Source organism: Streptomyces sp. NBC_00440, assembly GCF_036014215.1.
In the GTDB taxonomy this organism is placed as follows: domain Bacteria; phylum Actinomycetota; class Actinomycetes; order Streptomycetales; family Streptomycetaceae; genus Streptomyces.
On record NZ_CP107921.1, the window covers coordinates 3,174,629 to 3,201,185 of the forward strand.

Genomic DNA, 26,557 nt, shown 5'->3' on the forward strand with positions numbered 1-26,557 from the left:
CATGACCGCCGAGCCGCTCGCCGGGCACAGCTTCCGCTGGCCCGTGCCGCCCCAGGACGGATACACCGTGGACGACCTGTTCACGCTGCCCGGCCTCCCGCCGCACACCGAGCTGCTCGACGGGAGCCTTGTTTTCGTGAGTCCACAGCGGATTTTCCACAGCCGCATGATCGATCTCCTGATGACCGGCCTGCGCAGCACAGTGCCCGGGCACCTGAAGGTCCGCCGGGAGATGACGGTCGTCCTGGACCGCCGCAATGGTCCCGAGCCCGATATCTCCGTCATCCGGGCCAGTGCAGTCACCGGTCCGGAGCAGACCAGCTTCGAAGCCGCGGATGTTCTGCTCGCCGTCGAGGTCGTCTCCCCCGACTCGGAGGCCCGTGACCGCGACACGAAGCCACGCGAGTACGCGGCCGCCGGTATCGAGCACTTCTGGCTGGTGGAGATGACCGGCGAGAGCCGGCATCCGGTGGTGCGGGTGTACGAGCTCGACCCGGTGACCAAGGCGTACGCGCTGACCGGTATTCACCACGACCAGCTCAAGCTCGGTGTCCCGTACGACCTGGGCATCGACATCACGACGGACGCTCTCACGCAGTTGTAGCCGCAAGGCTGGTCAGCTGTGCCGGGGCAGTGGCATTCCGCTCGGCTGCACCGGACTACGCACCCCCCGCTGGGGCGGTCCGTCCGCGTCAGCAGTCGATGACGTTGACCGCGAGCCCGCCTCGCGCCGTCTCCTTGTACTTGATCTTCATGTCCGCGCCGGTCTCCTTCATGGTCTTGATGACCTTGTCGAGGGACACGTGGTGCCGGCCGTCGCCGCGCAGCGCCATCCGTGCGGCGGTGATCGCCTTGACCGCGGCCATTCCGTTCCGCTCGATGCAGGGGATCTGCACCAGACCGCCGACCGGGTCGCAGGTCAGCCCCAGGTTGTGCTCCATGCCGATCTCCGCGGCGTTCTCCACCTGCTCCGGGGAGCCGCCGAGCACCTCGGCCAGGGCGCCGGCGGCCATCGAGCAGGCTGAGCCGACCTCGCCCTGGCAGCCCACCTCGGCCCCGGAGATCGAGGCGTTCTCCTTGAACAGCATGCCGATCGCCGCGGCCGCCAGCAGGAACCGCACGGTGCCGTCGTCGTCGGCGCCGGGCACGAAGGTGCGGTAGTAGTGCAGGACGGCCGGGATGATGCCGGCCGCGCCGTTGGTCGGGGCGGTGACGACCCGGCCGCCGGCGGCGTTCTCCTCGTTGACCGCCATGGCGTACAGGGTGACCCACTCCATGGCCCGGCCGGCCGCGTCGCCCTCGGCGTGCAGCGCGCGGGCGGACGTGGTCGCGCGGCGGCGGACCTTCAGCCCGCCGGGCAGGATGCCCTCGCGGGACAGGCCGCGTGCCACGCAGGCCTGCATGACGCGCCAGATCTCCAGCAGGCCGGTGCGGATCTCGTCCTCGGTGCGCCAGGCCTTCTCGTTCTCCAGCATCAGGGCGGAGATCGACAAACCGGTCTCGCGGGAGCGGCGCAGCAGTTCGTCGCCGGTGTGGAAGGGGTGCTTGAGCTCGGTGTCGTCGAGCTTGATCCGGTTTTCGCCGACCGCGTCCTCGTCGACGACGAAGCCGCCGCCGACCGAGTAGTAGGTCTTGTCGAGCAGCGGTGGCCCGCCGTGGTCGTGGGCGGAGAGGGTCATGCCGTTGGCGTGGTGGGGCAGGGAGCGGCGGCGGTGCAGCACCAGCTGGGTGTCGGGGTCGAAGGCGATCTCGTGGGCGTCGCCGAGGTCGGTGCCCAGCAGCCGCAGGCGCCGGGCGGTACGGATCCGGGTGACCTCCTCGTCGGCGCTGTCCACGTCCACGGTGTGCGGCTCGTGGCCTTCCAGGCCCAGCAGTACGGCCTTGGGTGTGCCGTGGCCGTGGCCGGTGGCGCCGAGCGAGCCGAAGAGTTCCGCCCGCACCGAGGCCGTCTGCGCGAGCAGACCGTCCTCCTTCAGCCGGCCGACGAACATCCGGGCGGCCCGCATCGGGCCCACCGTGTGTGAGCTGGAGGGGCCGATGCCGATGGAGAAGAGATCGAAGACGGAGATGGGCATGGCGGTGCCTCCTGTGGAAGGTGAAGGGTGGGCGGAGGGAAAGGGATGCAGGTGCGACGTGGGCGTGGCCCCCGCGCAGCGTCGTCAGCGGTGTTCAGCCGGCCGGGTCCTGCCGGTGCTTCCTGTCGCGTGCTTGCCGGTAGAGCCGTCCGGCGCGGTAGGAGGAGCGGACCAGGGGGCCGGACATCACTCCGGCGAAGCCGGTCTCCTCGGCTTCTTCCCTGAGCTCGGCGAACTCCTCGGGCCTGACCCACCGCTCCACCGGGTGGTGCCGTACGGAGGGCCGCAGGTACTGGGTGATGGTGATCAGGTCGCATCCGGCGTCGTGCAGGTCCCGCAACGCGGTCGAGATCTCGTCCCGGGTCTCGCCCATGCCCAGGATCAGGTTCGACTTGGTGACCAGCCCGGCCTCCCGTGCCGCGGTGAGCACACCGAGCGACCGGTCGTAGCGGAACGCGGGCCGGATCCGTTTGAAGATCCGTGGCACCGTCTCCACGTTGTGCGCCAGCACCTCCGGACGGGACTCGAAGACCTTGGTGAGCAGTTCGGGGACACCGTTGAAGTCCGGGACCAGGTTCTCCACCCCGGTGTCGGGGTTCAGTGCGCGGATCTGCCGGACCGTCTCGGCGTACAGCCAGGCACCCCCGTCGGGCAGGTCGTCGCGGGCCACCCCGGTGATGGTGGCGTACCTCAGCCCCATCGCGGCCACGGACTCCGCCACCCGGCGCGGCTCGTCCCGGTCCAGGGGCCGGGGCTTGCCGGTGTCGATCTGGCAGAAGTCGCAGCGCCGGGTGCACTGGTCGCCGCCGATGAGGAAGGTGGCCTCGCGGTCCTCCCAGCATTCGTAGATGTTGGGACAGCCCGCCTCCTGGCAGACCGTGTGCAGCCCATCGGACTCCACCAGGGCTCGCATCTTCGTGTACTCGGGCCCCATCCTGGCCCGGGTCCTGACCCACTCGGGCTTGCGCTCGATGGGGGTCCGGCTGTTCCGCACCTCAAGACGGAGCAGCCTGCGGCCGTCGGGGGAAGCGGGAGGGCCGAGGTCCGGTACGGACATCTCAGGCTCCTGCGGTGAGGGCCGCGTAGGCGGCGGCGTCCAGCAGGTCCGGCGAGCCGGTGATCCGCATCCGGAACAGCCAACCTGCCCCGAAAGGGGTGGCGTTGACCCGGCCGGGGTCAGCGACCGCGTCTTCGTTGATCTCGACGATCTCGCCGTCGGCCGGCGCGTACAGGTCGCTCACCGACTTGGTCGACTCGATCTCTCCGCACACGTCGCCGGCCTTGACCGTCGCGCCGACGGCGGGCAGGTCGAGGTAGACGACGTCGCCGAGCGCGTCGGCGGCGTGGGCGGTGACCCCGACGGTCGACAGGTCACCGTCGGTCGCGATCCACTCGTGGTCGCTGGTGTACATGAGGTCGGTGGGCAGGTTCATGGTTGTTCCCTCCGGAAATGGTCAGGCCCGGCGGCGGTGGAAGGGCGGCCGGGTCCTGGGTCGAACAGCGTGGTGCGGACGGTGAGTTCCCTGCCGTACAGCGGCAGGCCGGCCTCACGGCGCAGCGTGTCGCGGCAGGCCAGGCCGCACGGGACCAGGCCGTGTTCCGCGCCCGCCGCGCTGACGGCCCGCCAGAGGGGCACCGCGTCCTGGGGGCGGCAGTAGATCTCCAGGCCGTCCTCGCCGGTGCGGCCGGTGCGGGCGAGCAGCACGTCGTGGTCCGCCAGCCGTGCCGGTCCGATCGCGTCGTACCGCAGCAACGGCACGTCGACGTCGGCCAGTTCGCTGACGATCTCCGGCGACTTCGGGCCCGGGACCGCGATCAGTGCCCAGTCGCCGGACGCGTCCCGGATCGTGGCGGCGTAGCCGTCGATCCGGTCACGCAGGCTGGAGAGCACGATCAGGGTGTTGGCGGCGTTGGCCACGACGAGGTATCGCTGCCCGGCCAGGCGGTGGACGAGGAGGTCGTCGAGTACTGCGCCGGTCTCGTGGACCAGCGTGGAGCTGCTGGTGCGGCCGACGGCGGTCTTCGACGGTTCCCCGGCCAGGGCGTGGTCGAGGGCCCGGCCCGCCTCGGGGCCGGACAGTTCGATCTCGCCCAGGTGGGTGAGGTCGAAGATTCCGGCGGTGGTCCGTACGGCGTGGTGCTCAGCCGGTCCGGAGGCGTAGCACAGCGGCATGGACCAGCCGGCGACGTCGGTGAACCGCGCACCGAGCTCCGTGTGGACGTCGTGCAGTGGTGACTTCTTGGACAGGGTGGACATGGTGGTTTCCCCTCGGACCGTGACCGGTCAGATCGACTCGAACGACTCGGGGGACGGGCAGGAACAGACCAGGTTCCGGTCGCCGTGTGCCTGGTCGATCCGGCCGACCGGCGGCCAGTACTTGTCCGGTGTGACGCCCGCCGGGAAGACGGCCCGTTCGCGCGAGTAGGCGTGGGTCCACCGACCGGCGAGCGCGGCCGCGGTGTGCGGTGCCTGTCGCAGCGGGGACCCGTCAAGGGTCCAGACGCCCTTGTCCACCAGGTCGGTCTCCGCGCGGATCGCGATCATCGCCTCGCAGAAGCGGTCCAGCTCCGCCAGGCTTTCGCTTTCCGTCGGCTCGACCATCAGCGTGCCGGCGACCGGGAAACTCATCGTCGGCGCGTGGAAGCCGTAGTCGATGAGCCGCTTGGCGATGTCGTCGACCGTCACACCCGTCGCAGCGGTGATCGGGCGTACGTCGAGGATGCACTCGTGTGCGACGAGGCCGTCCTCCCCGGCGTACAGGACGGGGAAGTGCTGCGCGAGCCGGCGGGCGACGTAGTTGGCGCTCAGCACGGCTGTCTGTGTCGCCCTGGTCAGCCCTTCCCCGCCCATCATCCGGATGTAGGCCCACGGGATCGGCAGGATGCCGGCGCTGCCGAACGGTGCGGCGCTCACCGGTCCGGTCCCTGCCCGGCTCCCGGTGTCGGGGTGCAGCCGGTGCGTGGGCAGGTACGGCGCGAGGTGCTCGGCCACCGCGACCGGGCCGACGCCCGGCCCGCCGCCGCCGTGCGGGATGCAGAACGTCTTGTGCAGGTTGAGGTGGGACACGTCGCCACCGAACTCACCGGGCTTGGCGACGCCGAGCAGCGCGTTGAGATTGGCCCCGTCGACGTACACCTGTCCGCCGTGCTCGTGCACCAGCTCGCACAGCCGGGTGATGCTCTCCTCGTAGACACCGTGCGTCGAGGGGTACGTCACCATGATCGCGGCCAGGGCTTCGGCGTGCTCGGCGCACTTCGCCTTGAGGTCGTCGAGGTCGACCGTGCCGTCGGGCCGTGATGCCACCACGACCACACGCATCCCGGCCATGACGGCGGACGCCGCGTTGGTGCCGTGGGCGCTTGCCGGTATCAGGCACACGTCGCGTCCGGCCTGGCCGTTGCTGCCGTGGTAGCCGCGGATCGCCAGCAGGCCCGCGAGTTCGCCCTGTGATCCGGCGTTCGGCTGGACGGAGACCTTGGCGTAGCCGGTGACCTCGGCCAGCCATGTCTCCAGCTGCCCGATGAGGGTCAGGTACCCGGCCGCGTCGGTGACCGGCGCGAACGGGTGCAGGTCCGCGAAGCCGGGCCAACTGACCGGTTCCATCTCTGTGGTCGCGTTGAGCTTCATCGTGCAGGACCCGAGCGGGATCATGCCGCGGTCCAGCGCGAAGTCACGGCCCGAGAGCTTGCGCAGGTAGCGAAGCATCGCGGTTTCGGAGCGGTGCTGGTGGAAGACGGGATGGGTGAGGAAGGGGGAGGTACGGCGCAGTCCCGGCGGAATCGTCACCGGAGCGTCGGCCGCCGGCTCGTCCTGGTCGCCCCCGGACCGGCCGAACGCGTCGAGTACGAGGCGGACATGGTCCTCGGTCGTGACCTCGGAGCAGGAGACGCCGACGTGGTCGCCGTCCACCAGCCGCAGCCGCAGGCCCTTGCCGTGCGCAGCCGCGACGACCTCTTCGGCGCGGCCGTCGACCCGTACCAGCAGGGTGTCGAAGATCGCGCGGTGCACCACCGTGATCCCGGCCGTCCGCAGCCCGGCGGCAATGAGCGTGGCGTGCCGGTGCGTTCGCCGGGCGATCTCGGCCAGGCCTTCGGGGCCGTGGTGGACGGCGTACATCGATGCGACCACGGCCAGCAGCACCTGCGCGGTACAGATGTTGGACGTCGCCTTGTCGCGCCGGATGTGCTGCTCTCGGGTCTGCAGGGCGAGCCGGTACGCCGGCCGGCCCGCGCTGTCCACGGACACGCCCACGAGCCGGCCGGGCACATGACGTTCCAGCCCTGCGCGGACGGCGATGTAGCCGGCGTGCGGCCCGCCGTAGAACAGCGGGACACCGAACCGCTGGGACGAGCCCACGGCGATGTCGGCGCCGAACTCACCCGGTGGCACGAGCAGGGTGAGCGCCAGCAGGTCGGCGGTCACGGTGACCAGCGCCCCGCGGGCCCGTGCCGCAGCGGTCACCTCGCGCAGGTCGCGGACGGCGCCCGAGCAGCCCGGGTAGGACAGCACCACTCCGAAGAAGTCCCCATCGGGCAGCGGCTCGTCGACATCGATCCCGACGACCTCGATGCCGACCGCGGCGGCGCGCGTGCGCAGGACGTCGAGGGTCTGCGGCAGGGTGTCGCGGTCGACCAGGACGCGGGGGCGGACTCCGCGTACGGCGCGGCGCATGACGGTGACGGCTTCGGCGACGGCGGTGCCTTCGTCGAGCAGCGACGCGTTGGCGGTCGGCAGCCCGGTGAGGTCGCCGACCATGGTCTGGAAGTTGATCAGCGCTTCGAGCCGCCCCTGGCTGATCTCCGGCTGGTACGGCGTGTAGGCGGTGTACCACGCCGGGTCCTCCAGCACGTTGCGCCGGATCACCGCGGGCGTGGTGGTCGCGTGGTAGCCGAGGCCGATCATCGGGACGGCCGCGGTATTCCTGCTCGCCATCTCCTGCAGTTCGGCGCGTGCCTCCGCCTCGGTGGCGGCGGCGGGCAGGTTCAGTTCGGAGGTGTTCCGGATGCCGCCCGGAACGGCCGCGTCCATGAGGCCGGCCAGTGTCGGGTAACCGACTTCGGCCAGCATCTTGGCCTGGTCGGTTTCGCTGACACCGATGTGACGGGTGGCGAACTCTCCGGACGCGGAGGCACCGGGTGAGGTCATGGCGGGAGGCTCCCTCATGAGGGCACCGCGGAAGCGGCGCCGTGGATGGGTGACCTCCCCGCTCTGTCATCGGTACCTGAGAGCTTCACCGCCGGGTCGGGCGGTTTGCACCGTGGGCGCAGGACACGCGGTCCTGACTTTCCAGAGTTGCCTCACCGAAGCGGTAGTTGGGCCTGAGAGATTCTGGGGAAGGTTGCTCCTTCGGCGCCTCGCCAAGGATGGGCGAGGGCTCTCCCGCTTCGGTTCGAACGGCACGATGTGGAGTTGTCGGGCCTGACCGAAAGGTCAGGTGAAGTGAGGTGCGGTGAGGTGCGGTTTGCGGATGCGAGCACGGGGCCGGCGACGGGATCCTTCGTCACTTCTCATGTGCCGAACGGTCCTGAGAGCTTCGCCGCGATTCCGCGGCCCGCACCCTGGGCGAGACGCCTGAGCGTCTGCTCTTCCGGAGTCCGCCGGAGAGTTGCCGGCGGATGGCCGGATCTTGCGAGGAACATACGAGCTCGCCACGCGGCCGTCAAGTGCCCCCCGTTCCGGGATCATCGGTCGTCCCCGGCCCTGTCATCACTCCCCCGAGCGCGATGTGCGTTCCTGCCGGTGCCTTCCGGTTCAGCGGCGCCCGGCAGCATCGAACGCGCTTGCAGGGCAAGCCACAGCTCGGCGATGTCCCGGGTGCGGTCGAGGTTGAGCCCGGTGATGTCTTCGACCTTGCGGATCCGGTAGAGCACTGTCTGCCGGTGCACATGCAAGGCATTCGCCGTCTTCTGCCAGGAGCGCTGATGGTCGAAGAAGCTCTCCAGGGTGGGCAGGAGTTCGCCCCGGTGCTTGGACTCATGCTCCAGGAGCCGCCCGAGCACACGGTCGACGAGTGCCATCGCGTCGTCGATGCCGGAAACACCGAGGAACGGCGTGGCCTCCCCGTAGCGGAAGGTAGGCGTCTTGTTGTGCTCGGCCGACTGGCTCGCCCAGCGTGCCTCCCGTGCCGCCTCGGGGATGCGGTCCATGGTCTTGACCGGGCTGCTCACCCCCACCGACGCGGAGGGACCGACGTGGGAATGGACGATGCGCAGCACCCTCTCCTTGTCGTGCGCCAGCAGGTAGAGCACCCCGGAGCGGTGCACGACCAGATGCGGAACCCCGTTGCGCCACAGAGCGACGTGCACTTCACGCAGCCGGGCGCTGTCGTCGGATGAGACGGCGTACAGGACCGCGGACGCCGGATCGATCCCGGCTTCGAGGAGTTGGCTGCGACCGCCCCTGGGCTCGGCGCTGCCGTCGATGAGCCGGGCCAGGAACTCGGCACCTTGCCGCCGGCGGTGCTCCAGGTCCACCAGGGCCTGGGACATCTCCAGGGCGATCACGGTCGCGGCGTGCTGCATGAGGATGGCGTCGAGCACGCTCTGCCCGTCGGAGACCAGGACGAGCACGGCACCGGGCTGGGTGGGAATGTCCGCCAGCCGCATCTCCCGGCCGTCGCCCAGATACGTGACGAACGCCCCGGCGCTGACCTGCCGGGAACCGAGGTGGGCCTGCGACAGGGCCTGGCGAAGCCTCTCGTCGAGTCCGGGGCTGTCGGGAAACCACGGTTCGGCGGACTCGCGGTGGCACACATGCAGCGCACAGCCCAACTGCTGCGACAACGCGGTGGCCAGCTGGGACGGCTTACGTTTTTCGGTGACCGCGCGTTGCAGTGCGTAATATATTCGCTCGGTCCGGATCAGCCGGTCCGACTGTTCCAGCAGGTTGGCGGCTGCCACCGCGCGGGAAATCGCGATGAACGGCATCGGATAGTCCACCAGAAGCACCGGGAGCGAGAGTGACTCGCTGACCTCGGTGAACCGCGCGGTGAGCGGTGGGCAGTACATCTTCTCGCCGATGGCGAGAGCGCTGGCGCCCGCTCCCATCAGCCGCCTCAGGAGTTCCTCCTGCTCACCGGCCGTCTTCGGAAACGACATGCCGTTGGTCATCAGCAGCTCCCCGCCCGTCAGCCACTGCCACGGCTCAGGCAGGTCGGAGGTGTGCGTCCAGCTGACCTCCCGTTGCAGCCCGTCCCGGCCGGACAGGAGACGGAGCCGCAGGTGCGGCATCTCCAGCAGTTCTGCAACGGTGATCGTCATGCCAGGACGGTAGTTCACCCGGCGATCGTTATCACCTATTTGTACAGAAGTGGCAGGCGCAGCCAGTCCACAGGACTGTGCGTCTGCACAAATCCGATGTCATCGCTTTGACGGATTGAGCAGAGCTCATGAGCGCGGTGGCGCGCACCATCGTGGGCAAGGCCTCACCTGCCGGGTGGGGTCAGCACCTGCAGAAAGGTTTCGTCCATGTCTCTGGCTCTGCACACCACGAATGGGACTCATCTGGTCCGTCCCTCACCGGACGCTCCGGCGCCGGTTCCCCCGGAGCTGCTTGCACCCATGAAGCACTTCATCAACGGTGTCTCCACCTCGGGGGCGAGCGTCGATGCCATCCCGGTGTACAACCCCGCCACCGGTTGCCGGATCAGCCAAGTCCTCCGGGGCACCGCGGAGGACGTCGACGCGGCCGTGCAAGCGGCCCAGGCCGCCTTCCTCACCTGGCGGGCTCTGACCCCCAAGGACCGGGCAGGTCTCCTGCTCAAGGCCGCGTCGGTGATGGAGGCGCACCGGGAGGAGCTCGCTGCCCTTGAGTCGGTGAACACCGGCAAGCCGCTGTGGCTCGCGCGCGAGGACGTCGACGGGTCGATCGACACCATGCAGTTCATGGCGGGCGCCGTCCGTGCGCAGCTCAGCCTCAGCGCCGGTGAGTACGCCGAGGGCCGGACGTCGATGATCGTCCGCGAGCCGGTGGGGGTGGTCGCCGCCATCACGCCATGGAACTACCCGTTGCTGACCGGGCTCTGGAAGATCGCGCCGATCCTGGCGGCCGGCAACACCTGTGTGCTCAAGCCGTCCGAGGCCACGCCCCTGACCTCGCTCCGTCTCGCCGGACTCCTCGCCGACGTACTGCCGCCGGGAGTGCTCAACGTCGTCACGGGCGAAGGGGCTGTCGTGGGTGAGGCGCTGGCCAGGCACCCCCAGGTCGCGATGATCTCGGTCACCGGCTCGGTGCGCAGCGGCCAGGCCGTCGCACGGGCGGCTTCCGACTCGGTGAAGCGGGTGCACCTGGAGCTCGGCGGCAAGGCCGCGGTCGTGGTCTTCCCCGATGCCGACATCGCGGCTGTTGCCGAGACCCTGCGCTTCGCCGGTTTCGGCAACAGCGGCCAGGACTGTGGCGCCGCCTGTCGCGTTCTGGTCCATGAGTCGGTGGCGGCCGACTTCGTCGACGCGCTCGTCGAACGGGCCGGGACGCTCGTGGTGGGTGACCCCGCCGCCGGCGACCAGGTGGAGATGGGCCCCGTCGTGTCCGAGGCGCACCACCGGACCGTTGCCGGCTTCGTGGAGCGCGCGGTCGCGGAAGGCGCGCGTGCGGCGATCGGCGGCCACGCCCCCGAGGGGCCCGGATGGTTCTTTCCTCCGACGGTTCTCGTGGACGTGCCGGCCGGCGCCGAGTGCACGAAGGAGGAGATCTTCGGTCCCGTCGTCACCGTCGAGACGTTCACCGATGAGCAGGCCGCGGTCACGGCGGCCAATGCGACGCCGTACGGCCTGTCGGCATCGGTGTGGACGGAGAACGCGCGACGCGCCGCCGACCTGCCGCGGCAGCTCGACTTCGGCACGGTGTGGGTCAACGACCATCTGACGTTCGCGACCGAGATGCCCTGGGGCGGCTTCAAGGCGTCGGGCTACGGCCGGGACCTGTCGGCCTACGCACTCGACGACTACTCCCGCACCAAGCACGTGATGGTGAACCGGTCACGCCCGGAAGCCCCGGCGGCCGATGGACGCGAAGGGGCCGACGCACGATGAGCGGCATCCGCACCGGCCTCAAGCGCGGAATCGTCTGGCAGAACTGGGGAGAGAACCAGGTCTTCAGCCCGGCCCAGTACGCCGAGCCGTCGAACGAGGCCGAGTTGCTGGCTGTCGTACGCCGGGCGATCGCCGAGGGGCTAAGCGTCCGGGTCGCCGGCACCGGGCACTCAAGTACACCGCTGGTGCAGACCGGCGGCCTGCTGCTGAGCCTCAAGCATCTCTCCGGCGTGACCGGCACGGATGTGACCCGGCGGCGGGCCCGGGCCCTGGCCGGTACCCCGATCAGTGCCTTCGGCGATGCGCTCTGGGAGGCCGGACTGGCACTGTCCAACCAGGGGGACATCGACAAGCAGACCATCGCCGGTGCGATCGCCACCGGCACCCACGGCTCGGGATCCGGTCTCGCGAGTTTCTCGGCAGCGGTCCGCTATGTCCGGCTCATCGACGGGAACGGCGATGTGGTGGAGATCGGTGAGGACGACCTCGACGTGCTCCGCGCCGCACAGGTGTCGCTGGGCTCGCTGGGCGTCGTCATCGAGGTGGAGCTCGAAGTGTCGCCCAAGTACCACCTGCGCGAGACGATCACCTACCCGCACGTCGACGAGCTGATCAGCGGCTGGGACGTCAACCCCGACGCCCACCGGCACTTCTCGTTCCTCTGGTGCCCGACAGATGGAGGAGCCGAGCTCTTCGAGCTGCCCACGCCGGCCGGCCGGCCCATGGCGGACCGCGCGTACACCAAGGTGTACGACCTCGCGGAGATCCGTGAGCCGGAGGGCATCGACACCACCGAGGGCCACCGTGCCGACCGGTCCTACCGGATCTACCCCGACGGCTTCGGGCGCATCTTCAACGAGCTGGAGTACTTCGTACCTCGTGAGCAGGGGCTCGACGCCTTCCGCGAGATCCGCGAACTCATCCACCGGAAGTACCCGAACGAGACCTACCCCGTCGAGGTGCGCTGGGTGGCCGCCGACGACGCCTACCTCTCGCAGCAGTACAAGCGGGACAACACGGTGATCACCATCACCGTCACGGCCGGCACCGACTACTGGGGTTACCTCTCCGACGTCGATGCCGTCCTGCAGCCGTACAACGCCCGTCCCCACTGGGGAAAGCTGCATTTCACGACCCGGGCTCGTATGGAGCAGATGTTTCCCGAGCTCGACAGATTCATCGGTATCCGCAAGCAGTTCGACCCCAGGGGTCTCTTTCTCAACGATCACCTGCGCCCGCTGCTCGGGTGATCCGCACCGCGCGCACACCGGGATCCCTGGTCGTGGCTCACGTCAACGGCCGCTCCCCACACCGGTTTTCGGCAGCTGCGCCGGCAGGTCATGGACCTTGCTTCGGAAGGACAGAGCAATGAGCGGGACATCTGAACCTCGCAGTGGGACATCTGAACCTCACCACGACTCGGCGAAGACCATTGAGTCGGCAACCATCCAGCCGATCCCTGACAGCGAGCGCCACGGCACGAACCGCGACCTGTTCACGATCTGGTTCGGATCGAACATCATGGTGCTGTCCATCGTCACCGGTGGACTGTCGACCACGCTCTTCGGTCAGCCGCTCTGGACCGCGGTGCTGGGTGTCGTCGTCGGGAACCTGATCGGCGCGGTCTTCATGGCGCTGCACTCCGCACAGGGCCCGACCCTCGGCATCCCGCAAATGGTGCAGACCCGAGGCCAGTTCGGCTCCTACGGGTCCGTGCTGATCATCCTGGTCGTCATCGTGATGTACATCGGCTGGTTCGTGGCGAACCTGGTGTTCGGCGGGCAGTCTCTGGCGACCATCACGCCGATCAGTACCAAGGGCGGCATCACCATCATCGCGGTCGCGAGCCTGATCGCGACCATCTACGGCTACCGGCTCATCCACGCCTACACCCGGATCATGACCTACCTTTCGGGAGCGATGCTGGCACTCGCTTTTGTGTGGGTCCTGTTCGTGCACCCGCTGCCGCACGACTTCTTCGGTACCGGCGGCGCCACGCTCGCAGGGTTCATGGGCACGGTGTCGGCAGCCGCCGTGTGGCAGATCGCGTACGCGCCGTACGTCTCGGACTACTCGCGCTACATGCCGGCCGGCACCGGCGCGAAGCCGGCCTTCTGGATGAGTTACTGGGGCAGCACCATCGGCTCCATCCTGCCGATGCTGCTCGGTGCCTCCGTCGGTCTTGCGCTGCCCGGTGCGGATGTGATCGCGGGTCTCACGAAGCTCACCGGCGTCTTCGCCGTCCCGATCGTCGTCGTCTTCACCGTGGGGATCGCGGCGACCAACGCCATGAATCTCTACTGCAGCACCCTGTCGACGATCACCGTCGCGCAGACCTTCGCTCCCCGCTGGTCCGCCCGGGCTCGCGAGCGCGCCGTCGTGGCCGCGGTGCTCTGCGGGATCGCGCTGGCCATCGCCCTCCTCGGCGAGAAGGGCTTCCTGGCGAGCTACAACAACTTCATCGTCCTGCTGCTCAGCGCCCTGGTCCCATGGACCGCGGTGAACCTCGTCGACTACTACCTGGTGCGCCACGGCGACTACGTGGTCGAGGACTTCTTCAAGGCCGACGGCGGCCGCTACGGCCGGATCAACTGGCCGGCGGTCCTGTGTTACCTCGTCGGCGCCGCGGTGCAGGTGCCGTTCCTCGTCACGACCATCTACACGGGTCCCCTCGGCGCGAAGCTCGGCGGTGTCGACATCTCGTGGTGCGTCGGCCTGGTCGTCGCGTCACCCGTCTACTACCTCGTGATGAAGCGGTACCAGGCCAGGAAATCGGCGGTGGAGGACCCTCCCGCCTTCGACACGGACGTGGAACTGGCGGCGCTCGACTAGGGCCTGTCCGGCCGATCCTCATGGGCCTGCAGCAGCCCACCCACCCCCCAGCACGACAGGAGAAGACAGCATGACCGACTTCACCCCCATGGGCGCGCTCGACGCCACCCAGGTGCCCCGGTTCGCGGGTCGTGGAACCTTCGCCCGCGTCCCGGAGATCAGGGACGTCTCCGACTACGACATCGCGCTGTTGGGCGTCCCGTTCGACGGCGGTACGTCGTACCGCCCCGGTGCCCGCTTCGGTCCGATGGGGATCCGTCAGGCGTCACGGCACCTTCGGCCGCGGTTCCACGTCGACCTCGATGTCGCCCCGCTGGAGCAGGTCCAGGTCGTCGATGCGGGTGACGTGCCGTGCACCCCGTACGACACCACCTCCGCGCTCCGCTCGATCGAGGGCTTCGCCCGTGACGTCGCCGGGAACAGGAACCGGCGCATCGTGGCGCTCGGCGGGGACCACACGGTGGCTCTGCCGCTGCTCCGGGCGGCCCACCAGCAGCACGGACCGATCGCCCTGGTCCACTTCGACGCGCACCTCGACACCTGGGACACCTATTTCGACGCTCCCACGACGCACGGCACCGTGTTCCGTCGCGCCGCCGAGGAGGGCCTGCTCGCCCAGGACAAGTCGATCCACCTCGGCATCCGCGGGCCCATCTACGACCGGCTCGACCTCGTCGAGGACGCCAAGCTCGGGTTCCGGGTGATCCGCGCCGGTGATCTCGACGTGCTCGGCATCGACGGAGCGGCGGACGCGGTGCGCCGGCGGGTGGGCGATGCCCCGGTCTACGTGTCGGTCGACATCGACGTGCTCGACCCCGCGTTCGCGCCGGGCACGGGCACACCGGAGATGGGCGGCTTCACCGGCCGCGAACTGCTGCACCTCCTGCGCCGGTTGCAGGGACTGAACATGATCGGAGGCGACGTGGTCGAGACCGCGCCGGCCTACGACCATGCCGAGATCACGTGCCTGGCGGCAGCCACGGTGGCCTTCGACCTGGTGACCCTCATGTCGAAGACCCACTCCGGTCCCACGCCGGGCGGCGCCGGCCAGTGAGCGGCTCAGGGCACTGAGCTGCCCGGCCGTCCGGGCAGCCGGGCCGGGGCGGCCGGGTCAGGCCACCGGCTCCAGGAACTCGATCCTGTTTCCCGCCGGGTCCCACGAGTAGAACCGGCGGTGGCCCGGCAGGTCGGTGTCCCAGGTGATCTTCGCGCCCCGGGATTCCAGCAACTGCCCGTACGCCTCGATACCGGTGACGCGCAGCGCCGGGTGCGCCTTCGCCGAGGGGCGGTGGCCCTCTTCCATACCGAGGTGCAGCTGTACCTGGCCCGACTGGAACCAGCAGCCTCCCCGGACGGCGAGCACCGGGGGCTTGGGGATCTCCGTCATGCCGAGCACTCCTGTGTAGTACGCGCGGAGTTCGTCCTCCGTACCGGGCGGGGCGCCCAGCTGTACGTGGTCGAGAGCAGTGATCACTGGTTCCCCCTGCGGGCGACGGCGAAGATGCGGCGGAACGGGAAGACCGTGCCGTGCGGGCCCGGCGGGTACGCCTCGCGGAGCAGGTCGCGGTATTCGGTGAGGAAGGCCGCCGCGGCCCCCTCGTCCTCGGCGAGCGCGGTGAGGACGGGGCGCAGAGCGGTGCCCTTGACCCAGTCGAGGACCGGGTCCTCGCCGGTGAGGAGCTGAAGGTAGGTGGTCTCCCAGACGTCCGCGGTGCAGCCGAGGTCCGTGAGGCGGGAGAGGTATCCGGCGGGTTCCAGGACGGCTCCGGCGCGGTCGCCGACGCCGGAGAGCCGGGACTTCCAGCGCGGGGATTCGCGCAGCGCGGCGAGGAGGGTGTGGCTGGGGGCGGTGAAGTTGCCGGGCACCTGGAAGGCGAAGGTGCCGCCGGGGGCGAGGCCGTCCAGCCAGTCGGCGAAGCGGTCCGCGTGGCCGGGGACCCACTGGAGCAGGGCGTTGGAGACGAGCAGGTCGTACGGGACCGCGGGGGTCCAGGTGGCGGCGTCGGCGTGGGCGAAGCCGAGCCTGGGCCCCGCGTACCGCTGGGCCTGTTCCAGCATCTGCGGGGAGTTGTCGAAGCCGGTGATCCGGGCGTCCGGCCAGCGGTCGGCGAGCAGGGCGGTGACGTTCCCGGCGCCGCAGCCGAGGTCGGCGATGGTGGCCGGGGTGCCGGGGATGCGGCTGAGGAGGTCGTGGAAGGGGCGGGTGCGGTGGTCCGCGTGGCGCAGGTACTGCTGCGGATCCCAGGTGGGTGCGGTCATGGAACCAGCATTCCCCCGAAAATCTCTTGATGTCAAGATAGTTGTTCCCGAGATAGTTGATACCAAGAGACTTCATGTCGACAGACCCTCTACACTGATCCACATGGAGGATGAGGTCGACCGGCTGGTAGCTGCGTGGCGCCGTGAGCGCCCCGACCTCGACGTGGAACCACTTGAGGTCCTCAGCCGGGTGTCCAGGCTGGCACGCCACCTCGACCGCGCCCGCCGGCTCGCGTTCTCCGAGCACAGCCTGGAGCCGTGGGAGTTCGACGTCCTGACATCACTGCGCCGCGCGGGCGACCCGTACCAGCTCTCCCCCGGGCAGCTGCTGACCCAGACCCTGGTCACGTCGGGCACCATGACCAACCGCATCGACCGGCTCGCCACCAAGGGCCTCGTCGAGCGGCTGCCCGACCCCAGCGACCGGCGCGGGGTGCTGGTCCGGCTCACCGCCGAGGGGCGCGACCGGGCCGACCAGGCACTGGCCGGACTGCTCGCCCAGGAGCGCGCCCTGCTCGCCGAGCTCTCCCGCACCCAGCGGGGCGAACTGGCCAGCCTGCTACGCCAGTTGACTGCCCCGTTCGACAACATCCCCGGCTAGGGGCTGTACCGGCTCGGCAGGCCCCACGCCTGCCCGTCTCGCCAGGGCGACCGCGGCCAGTGTGGAGTGCACACCCAGCTTCCCCAGCACGTTCTGCATATGGGTACGGACGGTGTGCGGGGAGAGGAAGAGCCGCTCCGCCACCGCCTTGCGCCCCAGGCCCGCGACCATGCACCGCAGCACCTCGCGCTCCCTGGGCGTCAGCGCCTCGACCAGCACCTCACCCTCGGAGCGGTGCCGGTGGGCCGCGGTCAGCTCCCGTACGACACCGGTGAGCAGGGCGGGCGGCAGATGGGTCTCGTCCCGCAGGACACCCCGGACCACCGCGAGCAGGCGCTGCAGCGAACAGTCCTTGGCGACCCACCCCGAAGCCCCGGTCCGCAGGGCCAGCGCGGCCCGGCGCGGGTCGTCCCGCACCGCGAGGACGACGGTGCGCAGCGCGGGCCGGGCCGCGCGCACCGCGGCGGCCAGCGAGATGCCGTCCGCCGGGGCGCTCTCCCCTGCGGCGGGGACGACCGCCGGGCGGGCGCCCCACCCCGCGGTGACCCCGAGGTCGGCGTCGACGAGCAGCACGTCGAAGGCGCGCCCGTCCGCCGCGGCCCGGTCCAGACAGCGCAGCGCGGCCGGTCCGCTGCCCGCGGCGGTGACCTCCACGTCGGGTTCGGCGGCGAGGGCCGCGGCGAGCGATTCGGCGAAGATGCGGTGGTCGTCGACGACGAGAACACGGATATGACCCATAGGTACCCCCACGCCCGCGCACCGGCCCCCACCGGTGACTCTGATTCAGCGTACGGGCGTACATCGGGCGCGTCCGGTGATTGGCGAACACCGGTGGGTGACGGGTATTGGTGGCCGCGTACCTCAGGACTTCCGGCCCGGCTCCCTCTGCCAGCTCGATCCGTGATGGATCGCGGTCGGGCGGCCGTGTCAGGGCGTGATGAGGATTCCGACGCTGGAGCCGCCGACGGTCGCGCTCGCGGTGATCTGGCCCGACGCGCTGACGCCTGTGCCGTTGTCGACCGTCATGCCGGCAGTGGCGGCGAGAGTGGTGAGATCGACCAGGCCGCTGGTGTTGTTCTCCGTGAAGCCCACGGCGGGGCTGCCGATGGACCCCACGATGTCGTCGTTGGGACCCACATCGGATCCTGCGCTGTCGCTAGGGATCACCGGCGCGGGAGGCGACCCGCTGAAGAACCGGGTTACGCCGGTGAGCCCGCCTCCACCGTCCGAGGTTCCGATGATCGTGCCGTTGTCGTTGATCCCGAACGCGCTGCTGTTGCCGAGGAAGCTGCCCGGATTGGCGGGGTCGGGGAGCAGAGTACCGAGATCCGCCAGGAAGCCCGATCCCGCCGTGCTGAGGAAGGCGCGCTCGACCGGGGTTCCGCTCGTGTCCAGGGAGTTGCTGACGCCCACGACGTCACCCTGGCTGTTGATGCTCGTGGCCCGGCTCGTATCGGTCGTTCCGGACGCCCCGGCAAGGACCAGGGCGCCCAGATCAGTCATGGACGCCGTTGTGGGATCGAAGAGGAAGGCGTGCTCTGCACCCGTCGCGGAATCCGAAGCCCCCACGATCTGGCCGTTGTCGTTGATGTGGAGGGCTCGGCTGTTTCCGACGAAGAACCCGGGATTGCCGGGGTCGGGAATGAGGGTCCCCAAGTCCTGGATCCCCGCCGAGGTCCACAGGACAGCGCGGGTGACCGGGTTTCCGGAGGCGTCGAGCCCTTCGGACTCTCCGCAGATCACCCCGTTGGCGTTGATCGAGCGGGCCCGCGCCTTCCCGGGCGCACCTACTGTCGGCAGCGCCGGCAGCTGGGTCGGTGTTCCGATCGTGCCGTTGGGCTGGGTGGGGTTCCAGACGTAGGCGAAGACGGTGTCTTCCTGGCCCACGACGGAACCTGTGGCGTTCAGGCCGTTGGCTTCGCTCATTCCGGTGACGGTTGCGGCGACCAAAGTGGTGACAGTGGCCATGGCTGTTCTCCTCCTGGTGTCCGAGGGTCAGACGTTCACGGGAAGGGGGATGGCGTCCACGAAGACCGTGCGTTCGGTCAGTTCGACGGAGACGTCGATGTCCGTGCGGTCGGCGGGAATGCTCTCCACCTCGCGTACGACCACCCGCAGCCGCCCGGCCCCCGGATCGCGCGAGGGCGTCCCGGTCTGCGGACCGGCAGGCGCGGGGGGCAGCGGCGTGAGTGTCTCGTTCAGTGTTCCCTCGACCTGGCATCCCGGGACGCGCGTCCAGGCCGGCAGGCCCGCCGTACCGGGGTCCGCCGCCAGCGAGGTGAGCTGGACGGAGTCAGCTCCCGCGCCCGGTTGCTCGGTGTACGCCTCCAGCGTGGCGATGACCCGGTTGGCTGCAGGGCCTTGGGGAGCGAGGCCCGAGAGCGTCACCAGGACTCCGTCGGGGCCGCGTTCGAGCCGTAGGGTCCGGTCGGGCAGGAGCTGCACCAGGGACGTGCGCACCACCGTGGACAGCTCCAGCCCCGCCAGGCTCTCCTCCTGGTAGCGGGCCAGGGCCAGTTGCACGAACGGGCTGTACGAGGCCGCGGCCACTCCCGGCAGGACCACATCGCTGAACCAGTGCCCGCCTTCCTCCGCCACCGGGAACCCCACCACGTCCACGTCGAGGTCGGGCCGGCCGGCGGGGTGGACGCTCCTGGCCCCGGCTGCCTGTGTGACGCACGACGAGGTCCGCACGATCCCGGACGGTCCCGGCGTGGACCACAGCGGATCTCTGGCCGTGCAGGTCAGCAACTCCGGGACCGTCAGCACGGGATCGCCGGCGCCGGCCGCGTCGGGGCACACGACCAGGGCGAGCCGTTCGCCCTCCCCGGTCGTGAACCAGGGGCGGGCGAGCTCGACCCGCAGCCTGTCTCCGAGCCTGGTCCGTTCGACCACGTCCCATTGGTCGGGCACCTCACCTTCCCACAGGAAAGCGGGGCGCACCGAGAGGACCCGGGGCGGTACCGGCCGGGCCGAACTCGGCACACTCACCGGCCCCAGGGTCTGCGTCCTGACGAAGGCGTCGTCGGGTTCCTCAGCCGCGAAGAACTGCCGGAACCTGGTGACGGCGGTCATGGTGTAGCTCACCCTCCGGTGTCGCGTGTCGCCGAACTCGTGCCTGATCGTGGCGAGTTCGGAGTCGCGACGGCCGATCGCCAGCGAGGGGAGCCCCTGGGACAACTGCTGCGGGGCGGTGCTGTCGTTCACCTCCTGCCAGGAGGCGACGATGTCGAGCTGTGCTGTGCTCCCCGCATCGAGGGAGAGCAACGGCGCCTGGTCGTGTGCCAGCACGGCGAAGGGATCTCCTTCGTTGCGTACGGGGACGAGGTGGCCGTCCGGCGCCTGCAGCGGATGCCGTACCGCGTGGACCAGGGTCACGACATGGGGTGGGGTGACCATCGGGTGGCGGCCGTTGAGGACCGCCGATTCGGGCGAATCGTGGTCGCCGGGCGGATCCGGGACCGACGAGTCGGAGAGCCAGTTCTTGATCACGAAGTTGTCGAGGTCCTGCAGCTTCAGGTACGAGGCCAGCTCGACGGTGACCTGTCGTCCGGGGGCCAGGGCCAGCAAACCATCGTCATTGGCCCAGCGCAGTTCAGGATCGCTGCCGGCGGCGCCCGGGACCAAGCGGAGTGACTTGGCGGCGAAGTCCGGCCATATGCCGCTCCAGTCCCTCGTGTCCGTCATCTGGTCGTCCTGCCCGGTGGGCTGTTCGCGTACGAAGTACACGGCCACGCCGGCGGCGAGCGGTTCCGGCAGTCCCGGGCCGTCCGCCTGCACGGCCCGCTGCACCAGGCCCGTCGTCTCCTCGTCCGATCCGTCGAGTCTGCCGTGCTGCTCGGCCAGATCGACGGTGGTGCGCGGTGGCAGGAGCGTGCGTTCGGCATTGTCCACGTAGGAGGTCGCTCCGAGATCACTGCGGATGACCAACTGGTCGATGCTGCCTCCGGGGCCCAGCGCGTCCGGGTGGACGACCGGCTTCCCGTCCGCCCCGGTGACCACGAGGCCGTCGGGGGGTGGAATCTGCGGTGCCGGGAGCGGCTCATGGCGGGCGTACGGCGTCAAGTCGCTGAAGCAGCGGTCTGCGGCGGGGTCATCGTGTTCCAGACCGCCCCCGGCGATGTCGGCGACGCGCAGCCGCACACTGTACGACGTGTTGAAGCGCAACTCAGGCAGCGACCCCGGCACGGGTTCGAACTGCCATGAGAAGTCGAAGGGAAGGGCCGGTGCGGGGTTCGGGGCCGGGGGCAGGGGTGCGCCCAGGGCCGGGCGCGGCACCGCCAGGCTCCAGCCGCTCCAGCGGCTGACGACCTCGTCGGCGCGCAGCTCGCCGGTGCGCTCGTCGCGGATGGCGGCGTTGGCCTTCACATGCCCTTCCTCAAGTTGCTGCGGACCGATCGGGTTCTTGTTGAGGAAGTACGTTGCGTTCCGCCGGCACAGTGACAGCGAGTCACCGGCCCCATGGAGCCTGACGTCCATCCGGTATCCGAGCACCAGGTCGTCCGCGGTCAACGGGGGCCCGTCGCTGAGGTCGTCGCGCGCCGCGTTGGCCCGCGCCGCGTCGGAGCGCGCGGCGAAGTGCTCGGCCCGGTCGCGCCGCATGAGCAGCAGCCCCGCCGATCGCAGGGCGGGAAGCGTCGCGTCGTTGGCCGGCGGGGTCTGCCCGTCCGTCCTGTCCGTTGCGTAGGTGCGTGCGGCGTCCCGCAGCCGGCTCACGGCACCGTCGATGTCCACGGTGGCCACCTGCCAACGCGGATTCCCGGCCGGGTCCTTCACGTCCAGGTCGACCAGGCCTGAGCTGATCGTCGCGGTCGACGCGGGCAGGAACAGTCCGCTGTCGAGTTCGTAGGCCGTCCACGGCGAGACCACCTCGGGAGCGATCGTCGAGGCGGGCCAACGGACCCGGACGGCGCCCGGGGCGGTCGGGGTGGCGGGCGGCAGGCCCTTGTCGCCGGTGCCGAGGGTGAGTTCCACGATCAGGCCGAGCTCGCGCAGGACGGCCGGGTGCTCGCGCAGCATGGCGACGGCGCGGTGGAAGTCCACGTCGCTCCGCCCCGTGCGCGGCGGCGGCGAAGGAGCGCCGTTCGAGGCGACCCCGTCGGGGGAGCCGACGTGCCAGGACGCCAGTTGGTCGTGGACGACGTCGGGTGTGGCGACGGCCTTGGCGGAAGTGGCATACGTCTTCCGGATGTTGTCGTGCTGCACCGTGGAGGGTTCGACGGTGGGCGGGTCATAGGCCGGCGGCTGCTGCCAGCCCCGTACGTCGACGGCGCTGAAGAACTGCTGCCACACGTCCGAACTGCCGCTGCTCACCAGCGTGTACGGCACCTCACTGCCGCTGCCGTCGGGCTGGCGCACCTCCACCGAGAGCTCCGCGTGGCCCAGCACCGCCGGCCAGTCCGCCAGCCCGTTGTCCTTGAGCGTGCCCTCGGTCAGCTGCGGGACGATCAGGATGCGCAGGGTGGCCTGCCCGTCGGTGACCGCACCGCCGGGCACCGCGATCCACAGCAGTCGACTCATGGGGTCCTCCGGTCGGTGAGTGCGTCCGTCGGGGTGGGGGCGAAGGCGGCTCGATAGGCCGTCCACGAAGCGGCCAGGGATGCCGGATCGGCGTCCTCCGCGTTCGGCGCGTCCGCGGCACGTGCCTGCGTCGGCGGCTCGGTGAACGCTCCGCCCGGCGGGCGCAGCCCTCCGGGTTCGCCGGCCACGGGCCTGGACGGTGGCAGGGGAGGCGGGGCGGGGTGCGCGGCGTTCGGATCACCTGCGAGGACCCACACCCCGCTGTCCAGCTCCACCGAGTCGGAGTACAGGGTGAGATCGATGTCGATCACGAGGGTGGCCCGGCCGGACAGCACGTTGGTGGTGTCGTCGTAGGCCAGAGTCACCACCAGTTCCACGGACACGGAGATCAGGCCCAGCACCTCGACTGTTCCACCGATGCGGAAGAACCCGCTCAACTTGGCCTCTCCGTCGGCCAACTCGTAGCGCACACCCCCCATGGCGTGCACCTCGCCCCGGGCGACGCCGAAGTCCACGCCGACGACCGCCCCGAAGTCCAGCGACGCCTCCAGCCTCCGCAGCCCCGACTTGTCCATCTCCAGCTCGACGTAGCCGCCCCCGCCGAAGGCCAACACGCTCAAGGTGAACGGGTGCTCGCGGCTGGCGAAGCCCAGCATCACCGAGACGGGCCGCCCGTCGAAGGGCACGAGAACCGCGGCCCGGAAAACCATCCCGTCCATCACGAAGACACCCGTCTCCACCGGAGGTACGGGGAGTTGGTAGCTCGCGACGATGTCCGTCCCGGTGACTCGGATGTCCGGACCGGCCTTGTCGAGGTCCACGGCTTCCTGGAGCTTCTGCAGGAGCAGGAGTTGGCCCTCGAAGGCGGCGGTCACGTGGTTCACGGCCAGGTCGGGTGCCTTCCCCGCGACCTGGCTGTACTTCAGCTCCTCGAAGTGCAGCGTGAGCAGCGCAGCCGCGCCCGGGGGCATCTCCAGGTCGAAGTCCGTCACGTCGCACGTGGTCGTGACGCTGTCCGCCGAACGCTCCACGGTGAGTTCCAGTGTCGACTGGGGTCCGCCTTTGAACGGGGGCTTGTCCTGCAGCGTGAGGTCGCCCCAGGTCATCTTGGTCGTCGGTGGCGTGTGGGTGAGGTCCGAGAGGATCTGTGGAGGACCAGTCAGTCCCGAGACCACGTCCCGCAGGTCGAACCCGAGCAGGGTGGCGCCGTCCGCGAGGACGTCCTTGGGGTCGGACGTGGTCAGCCCGGCCAGCTGGACGGGCCCGTGCTTGCGGGAGATTCCGTCGGCGACCAGATCGGGCGTCACCAGTCCGCCCGAGCGGTCGGCGACGCCCGAGAACGTGATCGGCAGTGTGCCTCCGGCCACCTCCAGCACGGCGTCCACCGCATCGCTTCCCTGCGCCAGGTAGTCCTTGGAGTAGGACAGGGCGGTGTCCTTCGCGTACTGCGCCAGGACCGCCGGAGGCTGGGGCGCGTCGCTCATGATGGTGCGCAGGGCGGGCATGCCGACGCGGACGCCCCAGGCCTGGGCGGCGGCGGTTTCCGTAGCCGTCGTCGCGGCCGGCGGCAGCGCGTAGGGGTCGGGATCCGGCGTCCCGAGCCGGGGCCGGAAGGTGTCCTCGACGGGGTCCGGAACGCCGGCGATGTGGAGGGCGTGAACCTCGTGCAGGTCCCCCGGGGCCGGTGTGGCGGCGCCGATGAGGTCGACCGTGACGCCGGGGAGTTCGACGATGCCCTGGAGGGAGCTCTCGTAGGCACGGATCACCTCGCACTGTGCGGAGAAATCCCGCAACGAGGTGAACGCCGGGTACCCCGATCCCCGGGGGAACCGCACATCGGCGTAGAAGACCAGTGGCAGTTCGAAGTGCACCTCTCCGGCGGCGCCTTGGCACCGGACGGGGAAGCGTATGGGCTCGCTCTCGTCGCCGGTCTGCCTGAGCGGCCAGAAGTACAGCGGCACGGGACGCGTTGCCGGGTGCTGCTCAGCAGCCTGGATCTCCGCGTTGAGCTGGTCGGTCGTGACGATCTGGCTGAGGTAGTCGGCCGCGTCGCTGCTGCCGGGCGCCATGTCCTCGGCTGTCGGCGTGCCCGGCTGCCAGCCCATGTCCCCGCCGTAGATCCGTGCCTTGAGAGTCCTCATCTTGTAGTCCGCCTGCGCGAGTTCCTGCTCCAGTTCTTCGACGTCGGAGGCCGTGCGGTCGACGGTGTGCCAGTCGGCTTCGAGGTCCGTGAACCGCAGGGTGGTGATCTCCACGTCGGAGAAAGGGAACGCGCGGGCGGCCTGGGGATCGCTGGGGGCGTGTCTGACCGGCTCGGTGACGGTGAGGATCTGCTGCGTGACCAGCTCGGCGGGCATACCGGAGCCGGGGTCCACGACGCGGCGGGTGATCCGCTCGTACTGGGCGCGATGCCCCAGCGGGAACAGCACGCCATGCTGCACGGTACGGACCACTTCGTCGCGGCCGAGCACCGCTTCGTGGTCCCAGCCGAAGGTTTCCCACTGCTGGTGGACCGTCAAAGAGCCGCCGAGAGAGCTCAACTCCAGCCGCTGCGTTGCCGCGGGGTCGCCCTGCTGTGCGATGGTCAGCCGCTCCGCGACCGACAGGGGCGCCGTGAACTCGTCTGTGTGGGACGCGAGTTCGACGTCGAGGGGGCGCAGGGCGAGCCCCACGTCCGAACCGTCGTCGGCCCGGCCGACCGCCATCAGGCGGCTGCGCCAGAGCCCGACGGCGCCGACGTCGGTGGCGACAGGTTGCGAGCGGTGGTCGGATACGACGCCTGCCGCGCTGTCGCGGCTCTCCGGCGCCGACAGCAGCCGCCACGGCAGTTCGACGGCCGAGTCGTCGGGCGTCCACTGGCCGTCCGAGCGGGCCAGCGCGGTGCACACATCGAGCACCCGCTCGGCTGTGGGGGTGACGACGGTGCCGGCCGGCACCGAGAACGCCAGCTGGCTGGGCCCTGCCAGGCGCCCCTCGCTGAGGTCCTGGGGGCCGCCGATCGCAGGCCAGGTCTGTTCGCCGATGTGCTGGGGCGGAAAGGTGAGCACCAGCCGTGCGTTGTCATCCATGGAAACGAGTTCGGTTCCGCCGCCTGTGCGGCTCGCCTGCTGCTGGAACCCGGAGAACCGCACTCCCAGAATGACCAGGTCATCGGGCCGCACCAGAAGGAACTGAGCATCGGGTAGCCGAGGCCCCGGGGGAGGCGGGCGCGCCGGCAGGAGTGAGGCATCCAGCTGCTCCGAACCCCAGGTGACCGCGTCCGATGACCACCAGTGCAGCAGCGGGCCCGCAGCCGAGCGGGCGAAGACGTCGAGCCGGTCCGGGCCCCACGACACCACGCTGGGACATCCCAGGATCTGGTCCGATCCGAGACGCTCCGGCCCCTCCCACACCTGCGAACCGGAGTTGAAGCGCCAGTGCACCGGGAACCCGTCCGTGTCACGGGCGAAGACGTCGACGTGCTCCGGCACGCGGGTCACGGCGACCGGGTCGCAGGCAAGTTGGCCTGCGGCGTTGTTCTCCGGCCCGAACCACCGTCCGCCGTTCCAGCCCCAGTGCACCCACCGTCCGTCCGGCTGACGCCCGATGATGTCGAGGCGCTCCGGTCCGAAGGACGCGACAGCCGGCGCTCCCGCCAGCTGCCCTCCCATGTCGACCGGAGCGGTCCACGCCTGCGCGTCGTCGGTCACCAGACCGGAGAAGGTGGAGCGCTGCAGTGTCCCGGAGTCGCCGGGGTAGAACACGTCGAGCAGGTTGGGGGTGCGCGAGACCGCGCCGAGTTCTGCTCCGACGCCCACGATGTCGGCCCTGTGCGACCGGGTGCCCGGCGAGAAGCTCCAATGCCGCAACGCACCCTCGACCGAGGCGGAGAACAGCTCGTATCGGTCCGTCGTAATCGGCAGGACCACCGGATCGTGACTGACCCAGCTGACTTCGATCTCCTCAGGCTCCCAGAAACCCTCGGCTGAGGTACGGCTGTAGAGGCCGTGGTTCAGGTCGTTGTCCAGCTCGGTGACGAACAGGTGCAGGGAGTCGGGCCGCAGCGCCATGCCGACCGGAGCTGACAGCAGGCGACCGCCCATGTTCTCGAACTGCCAACTGCCCTGGGCGTACTGCCAGTGGTGGAGGGAGGCGTCGTCCGCCCGGTAGAAGACATCGAGCAGTTGGTCACCCCCCGACAGGGCCGTGGTGTTGGCAAGTCTGACGTCGGAGGGTGTGCTCACAGCTCCTCCTCGCACTT

At 70.0% G+C, this 26,557-nt stretch carries 18 protein-coding genes and 1 riboswitch; of the genes, 6 read left to right on the top strand and 12 right to left on the bottom strand.

Features of this window, described 5'->3' with window-relative positions; genetic code table 11:
• Position 1: 1 nt before the first annotated feature.
• On the top strand, positions 2–604 hold the full coding sequence (locus OHB13_RS14155) for a Uma2 family endonuclease (RefSeq protein ID WP_328377325.1): 603 nt from the start codon (positions 2–4) through the stop codon (positions 602–604).
• An 88-nt stretch (positions 605–692) separates the two neighbouring features.
• Here the strand turns inward: OHB13_RS14155 and OHB13_RS14160 are convergent, their stop codons facing one another.
• The 6 genes from OHB13_RS14160 to OHB13_RS14185 form a co-directional block, all read right to left on the bottom strand.
• A complete protein-coding gene (locus OHB13_RS14160) occupies positions 693–2,075 on the bottom strand; it encodes an L-serine ammonia-lyase (RefSeq protein ID WP_328377326.1) in 1,383 nt (460 codons plus the stop codon).
• A 94-nt stretch (positions 2,076–2,169) separates the two neighbouring features.
• Positions 2,170–3,132, bottom strand: a complete 963-nt coding sequence (gene lipA / locus OHB13_RS14165; protein ID WP_328377327.1) for a lipoyl synthase — start codon at positions 3,130–3,132, stop codon at positions 2,170–2,172.
• A gap of 1 nt (position 3,133) precedes the next feature.
• Positions 3,134–3,508 carry a glycine cleavage system protein GcvH gene (gene gcvH, locus OHB13_RS14170; RefSeq protein ID WP_328377328.1) on the bottom strand — a complete coding sequence of 125 codons (375 nt, stop codon included), beginning with the start codon at positions 3,506–3,508 and terminating at the stop codon, positions 3,134–3,136.
• Positions 3,505–4,332, bottom strand: coding sequence for a glycine cleavage system protein T (locus OHB13_RS14175; RefSeq protein ID WP_328377329.1), 828 nt, complete (start codon positions 4,330–4,332; stop codon positions 3,505–3,507). The genes gcvH and OHB13_RS14175 overlap by 4 nt, the downstream gene beginning before the upstream one ends.
• Before the next feature lie 27 nt (positions 4,333–4,359).
• The gene (gene gcvP / locus OHB13_RS14180) at positions 4,360–7,221 is read right to left on the bottom strand and encodes an aminomethyl-transferring glycine dehydrogenase (RefSeq protein WP_328377330.1); all 2,862 of its coding nucleotides are present in this window, start codon (positions 7,219–7,221) and stop codon (positions 4,360–4,362) included.
• Positions 7,222–7,372: 151 nt separating this feature from the next.
• Positions 7,373–7,468, bottom strand: a riboswitch (glycine riboswitch).
• Positions 7,469–7,757: 289 nt separating this feature from the next.
• Entirely contained in the window at positions 7,758–9,335 is a 1,578-nt protein-coding gene (locus OHB13_RS14185) for a PucR family transcriptional regulator (RefSeq protein WP_328377331.1), read from the bottom strand.
• Positions 9,336–9,635: 300 nt separating this feature from the next.
• Between OHB13_RS14185 and OHB13_RS14190 the strand changes: the two genes are divergently transcribed.
• The 4 genes from OHB13_RS14190 (at position 9,636) to speB (ending at position 14,991) form a co-directional block, all read left to right on the top strand.
• Complete coding sequence (locus OHB13_RS14190) at positions 9,636–11,105, top strand: aldehyde dehydrogenase family protein (protein WP_328377332.1); 1,470 nt, start codon at positions 9,636–9,638, stop codon at positions 11,103–11,105.
• A complete protein-coding gene (locus tag OHB13_RS14195) occupies positions 11,102–12,355 on the top strand; it encodes a D-arabinono-1,4-lactone oxidase (protein WP_266856177.1) in 1,254 nt (417 codons plus the stop codon). The genes OHB13_RS14190 and OHB13_RS14195 overlap by 4 nt, the downstream gene beginning before the upstream one ends.
• Before the next feature lie 118 nt (positions 12,356–12,473).
• Positions 12,474–13,937, top strand: a complete 1,464-nt coding sequence (locus tag OHB13_RS14200; protein ID WP_266856175.1) for a purine-cytosine permease family protein — start codon at positions 12,474–12,476, stop codon at positions 13,935–13,937.
• Between the two features lie 70 nt (positions 13,938–14,007).
• On the top strand, positions 14,008–14,991 hold the full coding sequence (gene speB, locus OHB13_RS14205; protein WP_266856173.1) for an agmatinase: 984 nt from the start codon (positions 14,008–14,010) through the stop codon (positions 14,989–14,991).
• A gap of 57 nt (positions 14,992–15,048) precedes the next feature.
• Here the strand turns inward: speB and OHB13_RS14210 are convergent, their stop codons facing one another.
• Positions 15,049–15,411, bottom strand: a complete 363-nt coding sequence (locus OHB13_RS14210) for a VOC family protein (RefSeq protein WP_328377333.1) — start codon at positions 15,409–15,411, stop codon at positions 15,049–15,051.
• Positions 15,408–16,196 (bottom strand): trans-aconitate 2-methyltransferase, encoded by a 789-nt coding sequence (locus OHB13_RS14215; RefSeq protein ID WP_328377334.1) that lies wholly within the window; start codon positions 16,194–16,196, stop codon positions 15,408–15,410. Before OHB13_RS14215 ends, OHB13_RS14210 begins: the two co-directional genes overlap by 4 nt.
• Before the next feature lie 103 nt (positions 16,197–16,299).
• Between OHB13_RS14215 and OHB13_RS14220 the strand changes: the two genes are divergently transcribed.
• Positions 16,300–16,797: a MarR family winged helix-turn-helix transcriptional regulator gene (locus OHB13_RS14220; RefSeq protein ID WP_266856167.1), complete on the top strand. Its 498-nt coding sequence runs from the start codon at positions 16,300–16,302 to the stop codon at positions 16,795–16,797.
• On the opposite strand, the gene OHB13_RS14225 is transcribed toward OHB13_RS14220, so the two are convergent.
• The 4 genes from OHB13_RS14225 to OHB13_RS14240 all read right to left on the bottom strand — a co-directional run bounded on the left by OHB13_RS14225 (position 16,756) and on the right by OHB13_RS14240 (position 26,540).
• Positions 16,756–17,535 carry a response regulator transcription factor gene (locus OHB13_RS14225; protein WP_328377335.1) on the bottom strand — a complete coding sequence of 260 codons (780 nt, stop codon included), beginning with the start codon at positions 17,533–17,535 and terminating at the stop codon, positions 16,756–16,758. The two genes, OHB13_RS14220 and OHB13_RS14225, sit on opposite strands and share 42 nt — an antisense overlap.
• Positions 17,536–17,724: 189 nt before the next feature.
• Entirely contained in the window at positions 17,725–18,765 is a 1,041-nt protein-coding gene (locus tag OHB13_RS14230) for a hypothetical protein (protein ID WP_328377336.1), read from the bottom strand.
• Between the two features lie 27 nt (positions 18,766–18,792).
• Positions 18,793–22,317, bottom strand: coding sequence for a hypothetical protein (locus OHB13_RS14235; RefSeq protein ID WP_328377337.1), 3,525 nt, complete (start codon positions 22,315–22,317; stop codon positions 18,793–18,795).
• On the bottom strand, positions 22,314–26,540 hold the full coding sequence (locus tag OHB13_RS14240; RefSeq protein WP_328377338.1) for a hypothetical protein: 4,227 nt from the start codon (positions 26,538–26,540) through the stop codon (positions 22,314–22,316). The genes OHB13_RS14235 and OHB13_RS14240 overlap by 4 nt, the downstream gene beginning before the upstream one ends.
• Positions 26,541–26,557: the final 17 nt, after the last annotated feature.

Coding starts and splice junctions, on each gene's coding strand:
- OHB13_RS14195 (WP_266856177.1), top strand. CDS start 11,102: ATGAGCGGCATCCGCACCGGCCTCAAGCGCGGAATCGTCTGGCAGAAC.
- gcvP (WP_328377330.1), bottom strand. CDS start 7,221: ATGACCTCACCCGGTGCCTCCGCGTCCGGAGAGTTCGCCACCCGTCAC.
- OHB13_RS14160 (WP_328377326.1), bottom strand. CDS start 2,075: ATGCCCATCTCCGTCTTCGATCTCTTCTCCATCGGCATCGGCCCCTCC.
- OHB13_RS14155 (WP_328377325.1), top strand. CDS start 2: ATGACCGCCGAGCCGCTCGCCGGGCACAGCTTCCGCTGGCCCGTGCCG.
- OHB13_RS14235 (WP_328377337.1), bottom strand. CDS start 22,317: ATGAGTCGACTGCTGTGGATCGCGGTGCCCGGCGGTGCGGTCACCGAC.
- OHB13_RS14220 (WP_266856167.1), top strand. CDS start 16,300: ATGGAGGATGAGGTCGACCGGCTGGTAGCTGCGTGGCGCCGTGAGCGC.
- gcvH (WP_328377328.1), bottom strand. CDS start 3,508: ATGAACCTGCCCACCGACCTCATGTACACCAGCGACCACGAGTGGATC.
- OHB13_RS14200 (WP_266856175.1), top strand. CDS start 12,474: ATGAGCGGGACATCTGAACCTCGCAGTGGGACATCTGAACCTCACCAC.
- OHB13_RS14185 (WP_328377331.1), bottom strand. CDS start 9,335: ATGACGATCACCGTTGCAGAACTGCTGGAGATGCCGCACCTGCGGCTC.
- OHB13_RS14190 (WP_328377332.1), top strand. CDS start 9,636: ATGAAGCACTTCATCAACGGTGTCTCCACCTCGGGGGCGAGCGTCGAT.
- OHB13_RS14175 (WP_328377329.1), bottom strand. CDS start 4,332: ATGTCCACCCTGTCCAAGAAGTCACCACTGCACGACGTCCACACGGAG.
- OHB13_RS14215 (WP_328377334.1), bottom strand. CDS start 16,196: ATGACCGCACCCACCTGGGATCCGCAGCAGTACCTGCGCCACGCGGAC.
- OHB13_RS14225 (WP_328377335.1), bottom strand. CDS start 17,535: ATGGGTCATATCCGTGTTCTCGTCGTCGACGACCACCGCATCTTCGCC.
- speB (WP_266856173.1), top strand. CDS start 14,008: ATGACCGACTTCACCCCCATGGGCGCGCTCGACGCCACCCAGGTGCCC.
- OHB13_RS14230 (WP_328377336.1), bottom strand. CDS start 18,765: ATGGCCACTGTCACCACTTTGGTCGCCGCAACCGTCACCGGAATGAGC.
- lipA (WP_328377327.1), bottom strand. CDS start 3,132: ATGTCCGTACCGGACCTCGGCCCTCCCGCTTCCCCCGACGGCCGCAGG.